Origin of the sequence: Klebsiella sp. P1954, assembly GCF_018199955.1 — a bacterium.
Taxonomy (GTDB): domain Bacteria; phylum Pseudomonadota; class Gammaproteobacteria; order Enterobacterales; family Enterobacteriaceae; genus Klebsiella; species Klebsiella pneumoniae.
This window is the reverse complement of sequence record NZ_CP073373.1, coordinates 3,714,953-3,734,637: the sequence shown is the minus strand read 5'-3', so window position 1 is coordinate 3,734,637 and position 19,685 is coordinate 3,714,953. Positions and strand designations below refer to the sequence as shown.

The window sequence follows — 19,685 nt, the reverse complement described above, 5'->3', positions numbered from 1 at the left end:
AGAGAGATTACGGCGCGGGATTCACCAGCATCTGGCCGATCGAGCCGCGATCGGCAAGCTCCAGCGTCTGACTCAAATACTGGAACGGGAAGTGCGGCCACGATGGTTGAGCGTAATAGACCAGCAGCTCAACCTGCCCGTCGACCCACACGGTGTCCTTCCAGCCGCGATCTTCCGGGAAAGGAGACGAGCCGTTGACATTACGGATCTGGAACATCACCCCTTCAATATGGAACGACTGCGGGCGGTCGGCGCGCACCGTCCAGCGCTCCCAGGTCCCCTGCTGCGCCGTGATATCGATACGCTGCGGATCCCACAGCTGGCCGTTGATGCCCGGATCGTCGCCAAGGGTGATATCCCGGCTGCGGATCGGCGTACCGGAGAGCAGCTCGGTCGGCAGCAGGCGCACCGGCAGACTGTCGGTCACCAGCGGCAGCAGCCCGGTCGGACGCAGCGTCAGCACCAGCGTGGAGACCAGGATGCTTGACGGTTCAAAAAAACCGCGGATACGGTCGACGATGCTCGCCGCTTCGCCGCAGGTAATGGACACTTCATCGCCGTTAGTCATATCGACCAGAATTTCACGCCGCTCCCCCGGGGCCAGCGATAGCTGCTTGAGCGAAACCGGCGCCGGCAGGAATCCCTGATCGCCGGAAATCACATGCAGCAGTCGGCCATCGCTCATCTGCAGCTGATAGCGCCGGGAGTTGGAAGCGTTCAGCAGGCGCAGGCGCACCCAGCCGCGCGACACTTCAACATACGGGCTCTGCACGCCGTTAACCAGCAGCGTGTCGCCCACAAAGCCGCCGCTGCCCGGTTCGCTATATTCCGGCGTGCCGAAGTTATCCAGCCGTTTATCCTGAATAATCACCGGGAAGTCATCGACGCCATAGTGGTTAGGGATCGGCAGGTTCTTGCTGACCTCGTCTTCCACCAGCCACATGCCCGCCAGACCGTTGTAAACCTGTTTCGCCATCCGGTTCGGCGTGTTGGCCTGATACCACAGCGTCGCCGCGCTCTGGCGGATAGGCAGCACCGGCGCCCAGTCGGCGTTCGGCGACATCATGCGCGCCGCGCCGCCAATCAGCGGGCCAGGCACCTGCAGACCGCGGATGGTCATCGCCACGTTCTCCGTCAGGCGGTTGCTGTAGATAAGCTTGACGTCGTCTCCGTTCCAGACGCGGATCGTCGGCCCCATATAGCGGCCATTGATCCCCCAGACGGGGGCGCGGGTGCCGGGGGTAAACGACCAGTGGGAACGCTGCAGCGTCAGAAACAGCGGCTGGCCGCGACGAGATTCCAGCAGCGGCGGAACCGGCAGCGCAGGCTGCTGGCCGGCGGCATGGGCCTTCAGCGGCGCGGCGCCAGCGCACAGCGCTACGCCGGAAGCCTTAATAAACTGACGCCGACTGAGTGACATATTAACTCCATGACATACTGACAAATGAAAAAGGGAATTCGTTTCCCGCCAGCAATACGCGCGCGTTGGCGGCGTTTCCTGTCTTATTGCTTTCCAGCCGCTTCGCGCTCGGCCACTTCGTTGTCCAGATCAGCGATTTTGGCGGCCATCAGCTCGCGGCAATGCGTCGCCAGCGCGCGCACGTTGTCTTTACCAAACTGCGTGGTATCTACCGGCGGCAGCATTTCCACAATCACCAGACCGTTGTTCCAGCGATTGAGCTTTATTTTATTCGATGTATTCGAGACACACACCGGAATAATCGGCACCCCAGCGGCAATAGCCGCGTGAAAAGCCCCGGTTTTAAACGGCAGCAGGCCGCGGCCGCGGCTACGGGTCCCTTCCGGGAACATCCAGAACGAAATTTTACGCTTTTTAAAAGCGTTGACGACTTCGGCAATAGTGCCGTGCGCTTTGGTTCGGTTATTACGGTCAATCAGCAAATTGCCCGTCAGCCAGTACAGTTGGCCAAAGAACGGGATCCACAGCAGGCTCTTTTTACCTACGGTGACCGTCGGAGCCTGCACGATATTCGACGCCGTCACCATATCATAGTTGTTCTGGTGGTTAGCGATGTAGATCGCGTTACCATAGCTTTCCGCGTCGGCGGGTTTGCGTAGCTCTACCTTGAGGCCAAATACCGGAGATAAACGGCCAAACAGATGGCCGAAAGTGGCAACGTGTTTTGGATTACGTGGGCTGAACAAGCAGTACAGACAGCCAAGTACGCACACTACGATGCAATAAATGACCACGAAAATTACTCGAAAAATGAATAGCATAGCTACCTCTAAAACCCAAACCGCTTAGAATTATTCGCTGCTGGCAGAAGGCAGGCTCACAAGTTCTGCGCAGGCCGGGACCGTTCTTCCTGGGTCCCTGATGATGGACATTGTTAATCGCAACGCCTGAATAAACAACGATTTTGCGGCATTTTTTCGTCTCCTCCCGTCAAAGACGGGAGGAGACGCGCTTACTCTTCGCTATCGCCTGCCGCGGCACGACGCGGCGAGTCAATTTCCACGCGGTCAATTTTCTGCAGCCCGCGCATCAGCGAACCGCGGCGGCCGCGCTCGCCGGTGACTTTTTGCAGCTCTTCCGGACGCAGTTTGATCTTCCGTTTGCCGACGTGAATGGTCAGCGTACTCTGCGGCGGCAGAACAAACAGATGTGCCAGACCGTCCTGGCCGGCTGCGGCTTCCGCCGCCGGAATGCTGATAATTTTGTTGCCCTTGCCTTTCGACAGCTGCGGCAGATCGCTGACCGGGAACATCAGCATCCGCCCGGCGGCGGTGATGGCCAGCAGCATATCGGACTCATCCTCAATCACCAGCGGCGGCATCACGTGCGCGTTGTCAGGCAGGGTGATTAGCGCTTTCCCGGCACGGTTGCGCGCCACCAGATCGTTGAAGGTACAGACGAAACCGTAGCCCGCGTCGGAAGCCATCAGCAGTTTCTGATCGTCGCTTTCCATTAGCATATGCTCCACGGTCGCGCCCGGCGGCAGGGTCAGTTTGCCGGTAAGCGGTTCACCCTGGCCACGCGCGGAAGGCAGAGTAATCGGATCGATGGCATAGCTGCGTCCGGTGGTATCGATAAACACCACCGGCTGGTTGCTCTTGCCCTTCGCCGAGGCTTTCCAGCTGTCGCCCGCCTTATAGCTCAAGCCCTGGGCGTCAATGTCGTGTCCTTTGGCGCTGCGCACCCAGCCCATCTGCGACAGAACGATAGTCACCGGCTCAGACGGCAGCATGTCATGCTCGCTCATCGCTTTCGCTTCTTCACGCTCGTGAAGCGGCGAGCGACGGTCGTCGCCGAAGGCATCGGCATCGGCCTGCAGCTCTTTTTTCAGCAGGTTGTTCATCTTACGTTCAGACGCCAGAATCGCCTGCAGCTGGTCGCGCTCTTTTTCCAGCTCGCTCTGCTCGCCGCGGATCTTCATCTCTTCCAGTTTGGCGAGGTGGCGCAGTTTTAATTCCAGAATCGCCTCCGCCTGGGTTTCGCTGATGCCAAAGCGCGACATCAAGGCCGGCTTCGGTTCATCTTCAGTGCGGATGATCTCAATCACTTCATCGATATTAAGAAACGCCACCAGCAAACCTTCGAGGATATGCAGGCGCTTCAGCACTTTCTCTAACCGATGGTTTAGACGGCGACGCACGGTATCGCGACGGAACACCAGCCACTCGCTGAGGATCTCCAGCAGGTTTTTCACCGCCGGGCGGCCGTCAAGGCCGATCATATTGAGGTTGATGCGGTAGCTCTTCTCCAGATCGGTGGTGGCGAACAGGTGGTTCATCACCTGTTCCATGTCCACCCGGTTGGAGCGCGGGACAATTACCAGACGGGTCGGGTTTTCGTGGTCCGATTCGTCGCGCAGATCGTCAACCATCGGCAGCTTTTTATTGCGCATCTGCGCCGCAATCTGCTCCAGCACTTTGGCGCCGGAGACCTGATGCGGCAGCGCACTGATCACCACCGCGCCGTCCTCTTTACTCCACACCGCGCGCATGCGCACTGAGCCGCGCCCGTTCTGGTAGATTTTGCGAATTTCCGCCCGCGAGGTGATGATCTCCGCCTCGGTCGGGAAATCCGGCCCCTGTACGATATCCAGCAGTTCGTCGAGGGTGGTTTTCGGCTGCTCAATCAGCGTAATCGCCGCTTTGGCCACTTCCCGCAGGTTGTGCGGAGGAATATCGGTCGCCATGCCTACCGCGATGCCGGTGGTGCCGTTCAGCAGGATGTTCGGCAGACGCGCTGGCAGCATTTTCGGCTCCTGCAGCGTGCCGTCAAAGTTTGGCACCCAGTCGACCGTCCCCTGCCCCAGCTCGCTGAGCAGCAGCTCGGCATACTTCGACAGGCGGGATTCGGTGTAACGCATGGCGGCAAAAGATTTGGGATCGTCCGGCGCCCCCCAGTTTCCCTGACCATCCACCAGCGGATAGCGGTAAGAGAACGGCTGCGCCATCAGCACCATCGCTTCATAGCAGGCGATGTCGCCGTGCGGGTGATATTTACCCAACACGTCGCCGACGGTGCGGGCGGACTTTTTGAATTTCGCGCTGGCGTTCAGCCCCAGCTCGGACATCGCATAGACGATGCGACGCTGGACCGGTTTTAAGCCATCGCCAATAAACGGTAATGCCCTGTCCATGATCACGTACATGGAGTAGTTCAGGTAAGCATTTTCCGTAAATTCATGCAGCGCAAGGCGCTCTGCCATATCGCTCATTAATCGTGGATCCTCAATCTGGGTACCGACCGTTCGGACGGCAAAACTACCCGCGATAATACCCGATCTCACGCCCTGAGTCACAGGCCGTGAGATCGGCTGAGGATTCCGTCACGCTTAATCAGGCCAGCGGCAGATAAATATCGGTTTGCAGTTCATGCTCAGCCACCTCATGGACAAAATTGAGGTAACGGAAGTACACCGGAAAATCCCGTAACGTCTCGCCTGAAGCGGGTAACCAGTCGCGATAGAGAAACCAAACGCTGTTCGCCAGCGTGTCCAGCGAGCCGTGATGGCGCACGACGGCGCAGCGTCCGCCGGGGATTTCGCCGTTAATCACGCCAAAGGCGTTTTCACCAACCGGCCGATCGACCGTACCGCAGATATCAAAACGAAATGCCTCCTGCGGGGTGGTCTGCGGATCGTCCCAGGCGATCCCCCAGGTATCGCTGGTGGCGACGGGCGATAGTCCGCTCGTCTTACGCCAGGCGATAAAACGCGCGGCGGTGGCGTTGACAAGGTCCGGGCTACCGCGATGTTGCAGTACGGCTATCCGGGTGGAGGGGCACGAAATAATGTTGACGTCCATCGACGTTTGCTCCTGTAGCGTATGTTTCGGTACGCGTCGATGCCACTCGGCCCAGTCCGGTTGTTGACGGAATTGGGTCGGGCTTTGGTCAAACGCGGTACGGAAGGCACGACTGAACGACTCCGCATTCTGAAATCCGGCATCAAGGGCAATATCGATGACTTTATCGCGGGGGTTGAACGCCAGGCGCCAACAGGCGCGTCGCAGACGCAACCACTGAATATACCGGTACAATGGAATGCCGGTATAAGCGCTAAATTGCCGGTGAAAATGGTAAGGCGAACTGTGCGCTATCGCGCTCAGCGTCTCCAACGACAGCGGCTCATCAAGATGGCGCGCAATGTACCTACAGACGCGCTGGAAGCGCCCGACATACGCCGGGCTGGCCTTAATATCGTTCATCGTCTCCTCCTCGCGACATACTCTGACAGAGCGAGGATCGCGATTCCTGACCGATCTTGCGCTTATCCGACGGAGACTTATGGCGCGATTTTACGGATCTGTTTAACGTCGATTTCTACCGAGTTCCAGTCCTTATCGACTTCCCCCTGAATTTCTACTGTGTCCTGCGGGCCGACGGTCACGCCGTTCCAGCGCTTGTGGTCGATATCGACATTGATCACCCCGGAAGCATCCTGGAATTTATACAGGTCATCAGAGATGCGCTCGACGATTTTACCGCGCAGGGTCACCCAGGTGTCATCACGCAGCGACTTGGCGTTCGCCACGGTGGTCACCGCGCCGCTCGGCCCGGTGAAGCCGCCAGCCTGGGTGGTAGTGGTAGTCGACGGTCCGGTGAATCCTCCCTGCCCGGCGGCCAGTACCGGCATGGAAACCAAAGCAATAATCGCGGTCATCGCAGCAATTTTTTTCATCTTATATTCTCCCTTTTGTGTTGGTATGGCTCCTATTACGCCCGGCAAAACTTAACGACTTCTTAAGCGGAAAAAAGAAATTTTAATGCTGTACATCACCCGCTTCAACGCGGTTTACTGCGCAAAGAAACGGGATCGTCGGAGGGAAACATGCGCATATTACTGGTGGAAGATGACAAGCTTATCGGCGACGGCATCAAAGCCGGGCTGAGCAAAATGGGCTTTAGCATTGACTGGTTTACCGCCGGGCTGGAGGGCAAAAATGCCTTATACAGCGCCCCCTACGACGCCGCAATCCTTGACCTCACCCTACCCGGCATCGATGGCCTCGATATTCTGCGCGAATGGCGCGATAAAGGCCGCCATGAGCCGGTGTTGATCCTCACCGCCCGCGATGCCCTCAGCCAGCGGGTGGAGGGCCTGCGCCTGGGCGCCGATGACTACCTGTGCAAACCTTTCGCCCTGATTGAAGTGGCAGCGCGCCTCGAAGCGTTGATCCGCCGCGCGCACGGCCAGAGCAGCAGCGAACTGCGCCACGGCAAGGTGATCCTCGATCCGAACCGCTTAACCGCCAGCCTCGACGGCGAAAGCCTGGCGCTGAAGCCGAAGGAGTTCGCCCTGCTGGAACTGCTTATGCGCAACGCCGGGCGCGTATTGCCGCGTAAGCTTATCGAGGAAAAGCTCTACACCTGGGACGACGAGGTCTCCAGCAACGCCGTGGAAGTTCACGTCCATCATCTGCGCCGCAAGCTCGGCAGCGACTTTATCCGTACCGTCCACGGCATCGGCTATACCCTGGGTGACGCATGAAACGACTTGCCCGCCTGAGCCTGCGCCTGCGCCTGACGCTGCTGTTTGCCGTACTGACCACCGCCGCCTGGGGGATGGCCAGCGTTATCGCCTGGCAGCAGACCAGCAAAAAGCTGGATAAGCTGTTCGATACCCAGCAGCTGCTGTTCGCTCGCCGCCTGAGCGTCATGCATTTCGATGAACTGCGCGCCCCGCCCGCCTCGCTCGGGGAAAAGAAAAAGGTACGCCACGGGCACATCGACGACGACGCGCTGGCGTTCGCCATCTTCACCCGCAACGGCAAAATGGTGCTTAATGACGGCGAGAACGGAGAGGATATTCAGTGGAATTCGCAGCGCGAAGGATTCAGCGATGGCTATCTGCGTGACGACGATGACGAGTGGCGTTTCCTGTGGTTAACCACCGCCGACGGCCGCTACCGCATCGCCGTCGGCCAGGAGTGGGATTACCGGCGCGAAATGGCGATGGATATCGTGACCTCGCAGCTCACCCCGTGGATGGTTGCCCTGCCGCTGATGTTCGTGCTGCTCATCGTGCTGTTAAGCCGCGAGCTGGCGCCATTGAAAAATCTGGCGCGCACGCTGCGCCTGCGCGCGCCGGACTCGGCGGATTCGCTCAGCGTGGAGAAGATCCCCGCCGAAGTTCGCCCGCTGGTCGAAGCGCTGAATCAGCTGTTCCGACGCACTCACGACGCCATGCTGCGCGAGCGTCGGTTTACCTCTGATGCCGCCCATGAGCTACGCAGCCCGCTGGCGGCGCTGAAGGTGCAGACCGAAGTCGCCCAACTCTCCCTGGACGATCCCGAAGGGCGTGAGAAAGCGTTGGATCAGCTCCACCAGGGGATCGATCGCGCCACCCGACTGGTGGATCAGCTGCTGACGCTGTCGCGGCTGGACTCGCTCGCCCAACTGGATGATGTGCAGCAGGTCGCTATCGCCGATCTGCTGCAGTCGGCAGTGATGGAGATGTATCACCCGGCGCAGCAGTCCGGGATTGAGCTGCGCCTGCATCTTAATGCCAGCCATATCGTCCGCACCGGCCAGCCGCTGCTGCTCAGTCTGCTGGTGCGCAATCTGCTGGATAACGCCGTACGCTATAGCCCTCGCGGCAGCCAGGTCGATATCACGCTCAACGCCCGCGAGTTCCGGGTGCGCGATAACGGCCCAGGCATTAGCCCGCAGGCGCTCTCGCGCATTGGCGAGCGTTTTTATCGTCCGCCGGGGCAGGAGGCGCCGGGCAGCGGCCTGGGCTTGTCGATCGTCCGGCGCATCGCCTCGCTGCACGGCATGCAGGTTGATTTTGCCAACGCGCGCGACGGCGGCTTCGAGGCCCGCGTGTACTGGTAGCGAGATTATTGCTCATTTGGCAAAAGACTTTGCACATTTTGCTCATTTTACTGCCCCGCTTCGCGGGGTAAGATCGTCGGCAAATTTTCATATATGAGGGTAAAAAATGAGCAACATCCTGATTATCAATGGGGCGAAAAAGTTCGCGCACTCTAATGGTCAACTGAACGACACCCTGACCGAGGTCGCGGAGAGTTATCTGCGCGACGCCGGGCACGATGTTAAAAGCGTTCGCGCCGAAAGCGAGTACGACGTAAAAGAAGAAGTACAGAATTTCCTGTGGGCCGATGTGGTGATCTGGCAGATGCCGGGCTGGTGGATGGGCGCTCCGTGGACGGTGAAAAAATATATGGATGACGTCTTTACCGAAGGCCACGGCTCGCTGTACGCCAGCGATGGCCGTACCCGCTCCGACGCCAGCAAAAAATATGGCTCAGGCGGCCTGGTGCAGGGGAAAAAATATATGCTTTCTCTGACCTGGAACGCGCCGATGGAAGCCTTCACCGACAAAGACCAGTTCTTCCACGGCGTCGGCGTTGACGGCGTTTACCTGCCGTTCCATAAAGCCAATCAGTTCCTCGGCATGGAGGCATTGCCGACCTTTATCGCCAACGACGTGATTAAAATGCCTGATGTCCCACGGTATATCGCAGAATATCGCAAGCATCTGGCGGAAATTTTTGGTTAACTAGAGGTCTAGCTCTACATATTTCGAGTTATTCGAACCTGGAGTATGACGAGATCCACACAGAAGGAGTTGAGTTAACCATGTTAACAGTGATTGCAGAAATCCGTACCCGCCCGGGCCAGCACCACCGCCAGGCGGTTCTCGATCAGTTCGCGAAAATTATTCCGACCGTTTTGCAGGAGGCCGGCTGCCACGGCTATGCCCCGATGGTGGATCATGCCGCCGGCGTCAGCTTCCAGACCACAGCGCCCGACTCTATCGTCATGGTCGAGCAGTGGGAAAGCGTCGCGCATCTTGAAGCACACCTGCAAACCCCGCACATGAAAGCCTGGTCGGAAGCGGTCAAAGGCGATGTGCTGGAGACCAGCATCCGTATTCTGCAGGCCGGCGTTTAAGTCCGCCGACTCAGTAATGCCATGAAAAAGGGGGCACTGTTGCAAATAGTCGGTGGTGATAAACTTATCATCCCCTTTTGCTGATGGAGCTGCACATGAACCCATTCAAAGGCCGGCATTTTCAGCGTGACATCATTCTGTGGGCCGTACGCTGGTACTGCAAATACGGCATCAGTTACCGTGAGCTGCAGGAGATGCTGGCTGAACGCGGAGTGAATGTCGATCACTCCACGATTTACCGCTGGGTTCAGCGTTATGCGCCTGAAATGGAAAAACGGCTGCGCTGGTACTGGCGTAACCCTTCCGATCTTTGCCCGTGGCACATGGATGAAACCTACGTGAAGGTCAATGGCCGCTGGGCGTATCTGTACCGGGCCGTCGACAGCCGGGGCCGCACTGTCGATTTTTATCTCTCCTCCCGTCGTAACAGCAAAGCTGCATACCGGTTTCTGGGTAAAATCCTCAACAACGTGAAGAAGTGGCAGATCCCACGATTCATCAACACGGATAAAGCGCCCGCCTATGGTCGCGCGCTTGCTCTGCTCAAACGCGAAGGCCGGTGCCCGTCTGACGTTGAACACCGACAGATTAAGTACCGGAACAACGTGATTGAATGCGATCATGGCAAACTGAAACGGATAATCAACGCCACGCTGGGATTTAAATCCATGAAGACGGCTTACGCCACCATCAAAGGTATTGAGGTGATGCGTGCACTACGCAAAGGCCAGGCCTCAGCATTTTATTATGGTGATCCCCTGGGCGAAATGCGCCTGGTAAGCAGAGTTTTTGAAATGTAAGGCCTTTGAATAAGACAAAAGGCTGCCTCATCGCTAACTTTGCAACAGTGCCCCGCACATATCACGGAAACGGACAACACCTGGCTGTACTCGCTGTCGCATCAGACGAATGACACCGGCGAATCAGAATGGATTCATTTTACAGGCAGAGGGTATCTGTTACGTACCGATGCTTTGTCGTATCCGGTGCTACACCTTAAACGTCTGGGCCTGTCAAAAACCTTCCGCCGTCTGGTTGTCACTCTCATCCGGCGTTATGGCGTCAGTCTTATTCATCTGGATGCCAGCGCCGGGTGTCTGCCGGATTTACCCACTTTCGACTGGTAACCAGAAACAACATGAAATCATTAACCACGGAAACAGCGCTGGATATTCTGATTGCGTGGCTGCAGGACAATATCGACTGTGAATCCGGAATTATCTTTGACAACGATGAGGATAAAACGGATTCGACAGCCCTGTTGTCCTGTATTGAACAGGCCAGGGAGGATATCCGTACCCTGCGCCAACTGCAGCTTCAGCCCCCGAACCGGTGAGTTTCACTCATCATCTCACTCACCAGACTTCATTCCACTGACGCCAGCCTGAACAGGGCTGGCGTTTTCATTTATCTGCAAAAAGGAATATCGATTATGTCTGATATCACAGCCTCCCGTCCGGAAGTAGTCAACGGGCATACGGACGTTATCTGCTCAACCAGTATCCGCCACATTCTGGCTGTACGAAAAAGTACACTGCTGCAAATCAACACACTTATCCGGCAACTGGCTGAAATCTCAGCAATGACCGAAAGTATTGGCGGTAAAACCGCACTGGACTGGGCGATGAAACAGGATTTTCGCTGTGGCTGCTGGCTCATGGAGAAACCTGAAACGGCAATGAAAGCCATCACACACAATCTCGATCGTGAAATCTGGCGTGACTTGATGCAACGTTCCGGGATGCTTTCCTTAATGGATGCACAGGCCCGTGAGACATGGTACCGGTCACTGGAGTACGATAATTTTCCGGAAATCAGCGAAGCGAACATCCTGAGCACATTTGAACAACTGCACCAGAATAAGGATGAGGTGTTTGAGCGAGGGGTGATCAACGTCTTCAGAGGGCTGAACTGGAATTACAAAACCAATTGCCCCTGTAAATTTGGCAGTAAAATTATCGTCAACAATCTGGTGAGATGGGACCGGTGGGGATTTCATCTTATCACCGGACAACAGGCTGACCGACTCGCCGATCTGGAAAGAATGTTGCACCTGTTCAGCGGTAAACCAATCCCCGACAATCGGGAAAACATCACTATTCGTCTGGATGAGCACATTCAGTCTGTTCAGGGTAAAGAGAGCTATGAAGATGAGATGTTCAGCATCAGATACTTTAAGAAGGGCTCCGCGCATATCACATTCAGAAAACCAGAACTGGTTGATCGGCTAAATGACATCATTGCAAAGCGTTATCCGGGACAATTATCAGCCATCTGAGTCAGATGGAAAAAAGCTTACCTGACCCATTACCTGACCCAATTCAAAGGAAAAAGAAAAAGGGTTAGCTGGTTTATTAGCTAACCCTTTGTTGTGTATGGTGGCCCCTGTTGGGTTTGAACCAACGACCAAGCGATTATGAGTCGCCTGCTCTAACCACTGAGCTAAGGGGCCGTGGCGAGGGATTATAAAGTAACTGGCGATTGCAATCCAGCGTAAAGCGCGCAGCTGCTGTTTTTATAAACAATGCATTTTCAATCCTTTATAATCATGTTTTAGCCATACAGCCGGAGAAAACATGATTAGCGATATCCTTGCGCCGGGCCTGCGCGTTGTCTTTTGCGGTATCAACCCGGGGAAGTCCTCCGCCCATACCGGCTTTCATTTTGCCCATCCTGGCAATCGCTTCTGGAAGGTCATCCATCAGGCCGGGTTCACCGATCGGCAGCTCAGGCCGGAAGAGGAGCTGCAGCTGCTGGATACGCGCTGCGGCATCACCATGCTGGTAGAGCGTCCGACGGTGCAGGCCAGCGAGGTCGCCTTGCAGGAGTTACGCAGCGGCGGCCGTGAGCTGGTGCGGAAAATTGAGGAGTATCAGCCGCAGGCCCTGGCGGTGCTCGGCAAGCAGGCCTTCGAGCTGGCCTTTAACCAGCGCGGCGCGAAGTGGGGGAAACAGGCTATGACCATCGGGACGACCCAGGTGTGGGTGCTGCCTAATCCCAGCGGCTTAAACCGGGCGACGCTCGATAAGCTGGTGGCGGCCTATCGTGAACTGGACGATGCCCTGGCAACCCGCGGCCAGTAGCGGAGAGAGGCGACTTTCCCGGGATGGCCACCTGAACGCCATAAAAAAAGCTCCCCGCAGGGAGCTTTTTAACAGCCTGTAGACGATGCCCCGCGACGATTAATCGTCGAGGAAGCTACGCAGCACTTCAGAACGGCTCGGGTGGCGCAGTTTACGCAGCGCCTTCGCTTCGATCTGACGGATACGTTCGCGGGTAACGTCGAACTGTTTACCCACTTCTTCCAGCGTGTGGTCGGTGTTCATGTCGATACCGAAACGCATACGCAGCACTTTCGCTTCACGAGCGGTGAGGCCGGCCAGCACGTCATGCGTTGCCGCGCGCAGGCTCTCGGTGGTCGCAGAATCCAGCGGCAGCTCGAGGGTGGTATCCTCGATGAAATCCCCCAGATGCGAATCTTCATCGTCGCCGATCGGCGTTTCCATGGAGATAGGCTCTTTGGCGATCTTCAGCACTTTACGGATTTTGTCTTCCGGCATCAGCATACGCTCAGCCAGCTCTTCCGGGGTCGGTTCACGGCCCATCTCCTGCAGCATCTGACGGGAGATACGGTTGAGCTTGTTAATTGTCTCAATCATATGCACCGGAATACGGATGGTGCGCGCCTGATCCGCGATAGAGCGGGTGATGGCCTGACGGATCCACCAGGTGGCGTAGGTCGAGAACTTGTAGCCGCGACGGTATTCGAACTTATCGACCGCTTTCATCAGACCGATGTTGCCTTCCTGAATCAGGTCGAGGAACTGCAGACCGCGGTTGGTGTATTTCTTGGCGATAGAGATAACCAGACGCAGGTTCGCTTCAACCATCTCTTTCTTCGCACGACGGGCTTTCGCTTCGCCGATGGACATGCGACGGTTGATATCTTTAACCTGCTCGATGGTCAGGCCGGTCTCTTCTTCAATCTGCTGCAGCTTCTGCAGGCCGCGCTGCACATCTTCTTTCACTTCCAGCAGCTTCTCAGACCACGGCTTGTTCATTGCCACCGCGGCGTTGAACCAGGTTTCGCTGGTTTCGTTGCCGGTGAACAGGGTGATGAAGTTTTTCTTCGGCATCTTGCACTGCTCAACGCACAGCTTCATGATGATACGTTCCTGAGTACGAACGCGATCCATCATGCTGCGCATGCTGTTGACCAGGTAATCGAACTGCTTCGGCACCAGGCGGAACTGCTTGAAGACTTCAGACAGCTTCAGGATCTCTTCCTGGGCGGCGGCATGGCTACGACCTTTGGCTTTGATGGTGTCGCGCGTCAGCTCGTACTGGGTACGCAGCTCGGCGAATTTCTCACGGGCCAGCTCTGGGTCGATGCTGTTGTCGTCATCGCTGTTGTCGTCGGCGTCTTCATCTTCGTCTTCGTCTTCGTCGTCATCCATCTCTTCCTGAGACAGCTCGGAGCCAACGTGGGTGGCGGTTGGCGCCATATCTTCTTCGGCGTTCGGATCGACGAAACCGGTGATCAGATCGGACAGACGGGCTTCTTCCGCTTCAACGCGGTCGTACTGCTCAAGCAGGTAGGTGATCGCTTCCGGATATTCGGCAACGGAGCACTGCACCTGATTGATGCCGTCTTCGATGCGTTTGGCGATGTCAATTTCGCCTTCACGGGTCAGCAGCTCTACGGTACCCATTTCACGCATGTACATACGCACCGGGTCGGTCGTGCGCCCGATTTCGGATTCCACGCTGGAGAGCACCTGCGCGGCGGCTTCGGCAGCATCTTCATCCGCGGTGTTTTCGGCAAGCATCAGATCATCGGCATCCGGTGCTTCTTCCATCACCTGAATACCCATGTCGTTGATCATTTGGATGATGTCTTCGATCTGATCGGAATCGACGATATCTTCCGGCAGATGGTCATTGACCTCGGCATAGGTCAGATAGCCTTGCTCCTTACCACGTTGGACAAGAAGCTTCAGCTGTGACTGCGGGTTTTGCTCCATAAGACGGTATCCACACTTAATTCGTTTGATTGGTGTCGGCAGACGGGCTGTCGACATTTAAAGCGAGGGCGTACTTATATTATTGCCGCTGCGCCTCTGCGCGGCTGTCGGGGGCTTCCCGATCGATACTCGGCACTTAAGCCGTTAAATACTTTTCCTTCACGTTGTTCTGCGTTTTCTTACTGCTTTGATACAACGTGAAGGATATTGTCTGTCATTTATTTTTTCGCCAGCTCCTGGCTGATGGTCCAGAGCTCCCGGCGTTCTTCACTGCTTAAACCGTGTGTGCGATCGCGAGCTATCAACTCTTCCTGTCGCAGTTCCAGCAGTGAATCAAACATATGGTTGAGCGAGTCGGTGAAGGTTTGTTCAGCGATGTCTTTATCTGCTATATCGTCCCACATCGACAGTTTTTCAAGGGTTGCCGCCTCTTTTGTGCCTCGATATTGCTCTAAAAGTTGCCCGGTTGTCAGACCAGGCTGCGCCAGACAGCTCTTCACCAGTTCGCTGAACAGGCTCAGCCCCGGCATTTTGCGCGAGTCCAGTCCCTCCAGCGGCGGGACTAACGGCGCCAGATCCGGGTTTTGCACCAGCAGTCCTATCAGTATACGCATGGTCGTGCGTTTTAGCTGCGGTGCGGGACGCGGCGCGCCATTTTCCGCCTGTTTTGGCATTAATCGTTCAAGCTGCGCGTCATCTAAAATGCCCAGCTTATTGCCCAACTCCTGACGCAAATAGATGCGCAGCGTTTCGCCCGGGACCTGGGTTATCAGCGGCAGCGCCAGCGTGCTCAACTGCGCGCGCCCGTCCGGAGTACTCAGATCGACCTGCGGCAGCAGGCTGTTAAACAAGAACGTGGAGAGCGGCTGAGCCTGCTCCATCCGCGCCTCGAACGCCGCTTTGCCCTCTTTACGCACCAGCGTATCCGGGTCTTCGCCGTCAGGCAGAAACATAAAGCGTAGCTGGCGACCATCGGTCATGTACGGCAGCGCCGTCTCCAGCGCGCGCCAGGCGGCATCGCGGCCGGCCCGGTCGCCGTCGTAGCAGCAGATGACGTTATTGGTCACCCGGAACAGCAGCTGGATATGGTCGGCCGTGGTCGAGGTACCCAGCGAGGCCACGGCATAATTAATGTCGTACTGCGCCAGCGCCACGACGTCCATATACCCTTCGACAACCAGCAAACGCGGTGGTTCGGGGTTATCCTGCTGCGCTTCATACAGGCCATACAGCTGGCGGCCTTTATGGAATATGTCGGTTTCCGGGGAGTTCAGATACTTCGGCAGGGCATCGCCCAGCACCCGTCCGCCAAACCCAATCACCCGGCCTCGCTTATCGCGGATGGGGAACATCACCCGTTCGCGGAAGCGGTCGTAACTGCGTCCCTGATCGTTGGTGACCAGCATGCCGGCATCAATAAGCGACTGGCGGTTTTCCTGATTGCCGCCAAACCGTTTTAAAACGTTATCCCAACCTGGGGGAGCATAGCCGATGGCAAAGCGCGTAATCACCTCGCTGCTTAACCCCCGTTTCGCCAGGTACTGGCGCGCAGGATCGGCGGCGGGCTGCATCAGAGACTGTTGATAAAACGCATTCAGACCATCCAGTAACTGGTAGAGGTTCTGCCGTTGATGGCGCTCTATCTGGCTGGGTCCGTTGCCTGCTTCATAAGGCACTTCGAGGTTGTGCATGGCGGCCAGCTCTTCGACCGTTTCCACGAACTCGAGCTTGTCGTAGTTCATCAGGAAGTCGATAGCATTGCCGTGCGCCCCGCAGCCGAAGCAGTGGTAAAACTGTTTTTCACCGTTGACGGTGAAAGAGGGGGTTTTTTCGTTATGGAACGGACAGCACGCGTGAAAATTTTTGCCCTGCTTTTTCAGCTTTACCCGCGCATCGATCAGATCGACGATGTCGGTTCTGGCAAGCAGATCGCTAATAAATACACGTGGAATTCGTCCAGCCATAAGCCCCGTTATTTCTGATGACTATAAACGAAAATAAGCCGCGCATTCCTTTCGGAAGCACGGCCTTACAACTACAACTCGGTCTGAATTGAGAGCGTCGCTCTCAACAGATTAGTACAGACGAGTACGGCGTGCGTTTTCGCGAGCCAGTTTCTTCGCGTGACGTTTCACTGCAGAAGCTTTAGCGCGCTTACGTTCGGTAGTCGGTTTTTCATAGAACTCACGACGACGAACTTCCGCCAGAACACCTGCTTTTTCGCAGGAACGCTTGAAGCGACGCAGAGCTACGTCGAACGGCTCGTTTTCACGTACTTTAATTACCGGCATGTGCCTCTCACCTTTGATTAATTCGGTTTGCCGCTGGCCGCAATGCCAGCTTATTTCAAAATGGTGCGGAATTTTACTGCAACTACTGCTGCTTTGTAAAGCACCGGCGCCTTTTTTGAAAGGGACTTTTATAAGGGTGAGGAGTATACACGAAGAGAGCACCAGGGGTGAGCAAAGTTTTACATCGCCGGTCATTGGACCTACACTGCGCGGTATTGAAGCGAGGTAAAACAACTCATGCGTGTACTGGGCATTGAAACATCCTGCGATGAAACCGGCATCGCGATTTATGACGACCAGCAAGGTCTGTTAGCCAACCAATTGTATAGTCAGGTGAAACTGCATGCGGATTACGGCGGCGTGGTGCCGGAGCTGGCATCGCGCGACCACGTGCGCAAAACGGTGCCGCTGATCCAGGCGGCGCTGAAAGAAGCCGGTCTGACGGCGAAAGATATCGACGCCGTCGCCTATACGGCGGGTCCAGGCCTGGTCGGCGCGCTGCTGGTCGGGGCGACCGTTGGCCGGTCGCTGGCCTTCGCCTGGAACGTGCCGGCGATCCCGGTACACCATATGGAAGGGCATCTGCTGGCGCCGATGCTGGAAGATAATCCGCCGGCGTTCCCGTTCGTCGCGCTGCTGGTTTCCGGCGGCCACACCCAGTTGATTAGCGTCACCGGTATTGGTCAGTATGAACTGCTGGGCGAGTCGATTGACGATGCGGCGGGCGAAGCCTTTGATAAGACGGCGAAACTGCTGGGACTGGATTATCCCGGCGGGCCGATGCTGTCGAAAATGGCGTCCCAGGGCACCGAAGGCCGCTTTGTCTTCCCGCGGCCGATGACCGACCGTCCGGGGCTGGACTTTAGCTTCTCCGGCCTGAAGACCTTCGCCGCCAACACCATTCGCAGCAACGGCGACGATGAGCAAACCCGCGCCGACATCGCCCGGGCGTTTGAGGATGCGGTCGTCGATACGCTGATGATTAAATGTCGCCGCGCGCTGGAGCAAACCGGCTTTAAGCGTCTGGTGATGGCGGGAGGCGTGAGCGCCAACCGTACCCTGCGGGCGAAGCTGGCGGAGATGATGCAAAAACGCGGCGGCGAGGTGTTCTACGCCCGCCCTGAGTTCTGTACTGACAACGGCGCGATGATCGCCTACGCCGGCATGGTGCGTCTGCAAACCGGCGCCAAAGCCGAGCTCGGCGTGACGGTTCGCCCGCGCTGGCCGCTGGCCGAGCTGCCTGCCGCCTAACGCATCCTGAAACAGGCCGACGTCACGTCGGCCTGCCTTCCTGACTACTCCATACTTTTACATAGCGAGCAGATGGCTCCCTGATGCTTGTGCGAGTGCATCACGTCCGGGCGCTCGTACTCTTCCTCACAGCTAACGCATTGATACACGGTGGTGGAGGCGTTCCCCGCCGCGTCATAGCGCGGCTCGGCGATGCCGTCATCCACCTGCTTAATATAGTAGCGCCCGCGGGTAAGGAGCCCCATCAGCGGGGTCATGACAAAGGCGACGACCAGCGCAATCAGCGGCGAGAACGGCGCCAGCGTCGCCCCCAGCAGACCGAAGAAGGCGCAGATCGACAGCCCGGCGGCCAGACCAAAGGAGACCACGCCCACCGGGTTAACGTTGTAGATCATGCCGCGACGATACTCCGGCTGCGCCGGCGCCAGCTTGAGCAAGCCTTTATTAAAGGTGATGTCGGTCGCCACCACCACGACCCAGGCGATGGCGAAGTTGGAGTAAAAGCCGAGGATCCATGACAGGGCGCTGAACATATCGCCCTCCATCAGCGCCAGGGCAATCGCCAGGTTGACCACCACAAAAATAATCCGTCCCGGATAGCGTTTGGTGGTGCGGGTCCAGGCGCTGGTCCACGCCAGCGAGCCGGAGTAGGCATTGGTGACGTTAATTTTGATCTGCGAGATCACCACCAGCACCACCGCCAGCGTCAGGGCCAGCCAGCCGGGCACCAGGTTATCGAAGACGCTGACGAACTGCTGCACCGGTTCGGTATTGTGCACCGCCGGGAAACGGGTCAACAGATAGAAGCCGAGGAAGGCGCCGATGATCTGTTTGATCGCCCCTAACACCACCCAGCCCGGGCCGGCGGAAAAGACCGCCAGCCACCAGCTTTTACGATTCTCCGCGGTCTTAGGCGGCATAAAGCGCAGGTAATCAATTTGCTCGCCAATCTGCATGATCAGCGACAGGCATACCCCGGCGCCGAGCATGATGGCGGTAATATCCACCGTCGACGCGCTGTTTTTACCGGCGAAATGCAGGAAGCCGTCCACCAGCTGCGGATCTTTGACAATCAGCCACACCACCGGCACCACCATCAGCACCAGCCACAGCGGCGTGGTCCACACCTGCAGGCGGGTCAGGGCTTTCATGCCATAGACCACCAGCGGGAGCACCATCAGGGTGGCGATCAGATATCCCATCCACAGCGGGATCCCGAGGCCCACCAGCAGGCCCTGGGCCATGATCGAGCCTTCGAGGGCGAAGAAGATAAAGGTGAAGCCGGCAAAAATAATGCTGGTGATCACCGAGCCGAAATAGCCGAAGCCGGCGCTGCGGGTGATCAGGTCAAGGTCAATGTTGTAGCGCGCGGCAGTGATCGCCAGCGGAATGCCGGTGAGGAAGATCACCAGCGCCGCCACCAGGATCGAATAGATGGCGTTGCTGGTGCCCCAGGCCATACCGATGCTGGCGCCGATGGAAAAGTCGGCCAGATAGGCGATGCCGCCCAGCGCGGTGACCGCGACGACGCCCGGACCCCAGCGGCGAAAGCTCAGCGGGGCGTAACGTAAGGTGTAATCTTCTAAGGTTTCCCGGGAGCCGGAAGTCCGCGTTGTCGCGGGTAATTCAGGGTTAAGATCCAGTGATGACATAGTCATTCCTTAATGGTTAGGCATGACTTGAATTAGCAAACCTTATGCCATATTGCAGGGCAGGCGTGGCGCG

At 57.2% G+C, this 19,685-nt stretch carries 18 protein-coding genes, 1 tRNA gene and 1 pseudogene; 10 read left to right on the top strand and 10 right to left on the bottom strand.

The window, feature by feature from the left end; genetic code table 11:
- Nucleotides 1-7 precede the first annotated feature (7 nt).
- From ftsP to KB890_RS17955, 5 genes are all read right to left on the bottom strand, one after another.
- Nucleotides 8-1,420 carry a cell division protein FtsP gene (gene ftsP / locus KB890_RS17975; RefSeq protein WP_004144547.1) on the bottom strand — a complete coding sequence of 471 codons (1,413 nt, stop codon included), beginning with the start codon at nucleotides 1,418-1,420 and terminating at the stop codon, nucleotides 8-10.
- A gap of 83 nt (nucleotides 1,421-1,503) precedes the next feature.
- On the bottom strand, nucleotides 1,504-2,241 hold the full coding sequence (gene plsC / locus KB890_RS17970; protein WP_002916826.1) for a 1-acylglycerol-3-phosphate O-acyltransferase: 738 nt from the start codon (nucleotides 2,239-2,241) through the stop codon (nucleotides 1,504-1,506).
- A gap of 191 nt (nucleotides 2,242-2,432) precedes the next feature.
- Nucleotides 2,433-4,691: a DNA topoisomerase IV subunit A gene (gene parC / locus KB890_RS17965; protein WP_002916828.1), complete on the bottom strand. Its 2,259-nt coding sequence runs from the start codon at nucleotides 4,689-4,691 to the stop codon at nucleotides 2,433-2,435.
- A gap of 121 nt (nucleotides 4,692-4,812) precedes the next feature.
- Entirely contained in the window at nucleotides 4,813-5,682 is an 870-nt protein-coding gene (locus KB890_RS17960) for an AraC family transcriptional regulator (protein WP_002916831.1), read from the bottom strand.
- Between the two features lie 77 nt (nucleotides 5,683-5,759).
- A complete protein-coding gene (locus KB890_RS17955) occupies nucleotides 5,760-6,155 on the bottom strand; it encodes a YgiW/YdeI family stress tolerance OB fold protein (protein WP_002916833.1) in 396 nt (131 codons plus the stop codon).
- A gap of 150 nt (nucleotides 6,156-6,305) precedes the next feature.
- Here KB890_RS17955 and qseB point away from each other — a divergent pair, with 150 nt between their 5' ends.
- From qseB to KB890_RS17915, 8 genes and pseudogenes are all read left to right on the top strand, one after another.
- Nucleotides 6,306-6,965, top strand: coding sequence for a quorum sensing response regulator transcription factor QseB (gene qseB / locus KB890_RS17950; protein ID WP_002916836.1), 660 nt, complete (start codon nucleotides 6,306-6,308; stop codon nucleotides 6,963-6,965).
- Nucleotides 6,962-8,311, top strand: coding sequence for a quorum sensing histidine kinase QseC (qseC, locus tag KB890_RS17945; RefSeq protein WP_004181326.1), 1,350 nt, complete (start codon nucleotides 6,962-6,964; stop codon nucleotides 8,309-8,311). Before qseB ends, qseC begins: the two co-directional genes overlap by 4 nt.
- A 106-nt stretch (nucleotides 8,312-8,417) precedes the next feature.
- Nucleotides 8,418-8,999 (top strand): NAD(P)H-dependent oxidoreductase, encoded by a 582-nt coding sequence (locus tag KB890_RS17940; RefSeq protein ID WP_002916840.1) that lies wholly within the window; start codon nucleotides 8,418-8,420, stop codon nucleotides 8,997-8,999.
- Nucleotides 9,000-9,079: 80 nt separating this feature from the next.
- Nucleotides 9,080-9,394 carry a putative quinol monooxygenase gene (locus KB890_RS17935; protein ID WP_004181328.1) on the top strand — a complete coding sequence of 105 codons (315 nt, stop codon included), beginning with the start codon at nucleotides 9,080-9,082 and terminating at the stop codon, nucleotides 9,392-9,394.
- A 95-nt stretch (nucleotides 9,395-9,489) separates the two neighbouring features.
- Entirely contained in the window at nucleotides 9,490-10,194 is a 705-nt protein-coding gene (locus KB890_RS17930) for an IS6-like element IS26 family transposase (protein WP_001067858.1), read from the top strand.
- A gap of 48 nt (nucleotides 10,195-10,242) precedes the next feature.
- Nucleotides 10,243-10,521 (top strand): annotated as a pseudogene (locus KB890_RS17925) (DUF5983 family protein); the annotation flags it as partial.
- The gene (locus tag KB890_RS17920) at nucleotides 10,488-10,730 is read left to right on the top strand and encodes a DUF957 domain-containing protein (RefSeq protein ID WP_166635458.1); all 243 of its coding nucleotides are present in this window, start codon (nucleotides 10,488-10,490) and stop codon (nucleotides 10,728-10,730) included. The pseudogene KB890_RS17925 and the gene KB890_RS17920, both read left to right, overlap by 34 nt.
- 96 nt (nucleotides 10,731-10,826) lie before the next feature.
- Complete coding sequence (locus KB890_RS17915; RefSeq protein ID WP_001280435.1) at nucleotides 10,827-11,672, top strand: DUF4942 domain-containing protein; 846 nt, start codon at nucleotides 10,827-10,829, stop codon at nucleotides 11,670-11,672.
- A gap of 98 nt (nucleotides 11,673-11,770) precedes the next feature.
- Here KB890_RS17915 and KB890_RS17910 read toward each other — a convergent pair.
- Nucleotides 11,771-11,846 (bottom strand) — tRNA-Ile (locus KB890_RS17910).
- A 124-nt stretch (nucleotides 11,847-11,970) separates the two neighbouring features.
- Between KB890_RS17910 and mug the strand changes: the two genes are divergently transcribed.
- Nucleotides 11,971-12,477 (top strand): G/U mismatch-specific DNA glycosylase, encoded by a 507-nt coding sequence (gene mug, locus KB890_RS17905; RefSeq protein WP_002917636.1) that lies wholly within the window; start codon nucleotides 11,971-11,973, stop codon nucleotides 12,475-12,477.
- 99 nt (nucleotides 12,478-12,576) lie between these two features.
- Here the strand turns inward: mug and rpoD are convergent, their stop codons facing one another.
- From rpoD to rpsU, 3 genes are all read right to left on the bottom strand, one after another.
- The gene (gene rpoD / locus KB890_RS17900) at nucleotides 12,577-14,418 is read right to left on the bottom strand and encodes an RNA polymerase sigma factor RpoD (RefSeq protein ID WP_004174339.1); all 1,842 of its coding nucleotides are present in this window, start codon (nucleotides 14,416-14,418) and stop codon (nucleotides 12,577-12,579) included.
- A gap of 218 nt (nucleotides 14,419-14,636) precedes the next feature.
- A complete protein-coding gene (gene dnaG, locus KB890_RS17895) occupies nucleotides 14,637-16,382 on the bottom strand; it encodes a DNA primase (protein ID WP_004149864.1) in 1,746 nt (581 codons plus the stop codon).
- A gap of 111 nt (nucleotides 16,383-16,493) precedes the next feature.
- Nucleotides 16,494-16,709: a 30S ribosomal protein S21 gene (gene rpsU, locus KB890_RS17890; RefSeq protein ID WP_001144069.1), complete on the bottom strand. Its 216-nt coding sequence runs from the start codon at nucleotides 16,707-16,709 to the stop codon at nucleotides 16,494-16,496.
- 237 nt (nucleotides 16,710-16,946) lie between these two features.
- Between rpsU and tsaD the strand changes: the two genes are divergently transcribed.
- Entirely contained in the window at nucleotides 16,947-17,960 is a 1,014-nt protein-coding gene (tsaD, locus tag KB890_RS17885) for a tRNA (adenosine(37)-N6)-threonylcarbamoyltransferase complex transferase subunit TsaD (protein ID WP_002916879.1), read from the top strand.
- Nucleotides 17,961-18,004: 44 nt separating this feature from the next.
- On the opposite strand, the gene KB890_RS17880 is transcribed toward tsaD, so the two are convergent.
- Nucleotides 18,005-19,612: a purine-cytosine permease family protein gene (locus tag KB890_RS17880; protein WP_004181356.1), complete on the bottom strand. Its 1,608-nt coding sequence runs from the start codon at nucleotides 19,610-19,612 to the stop codon at nucleotides 18,005-18,007.
- Nucleotides 19,613-19,685: the final 73 nt, after the last annotated feature.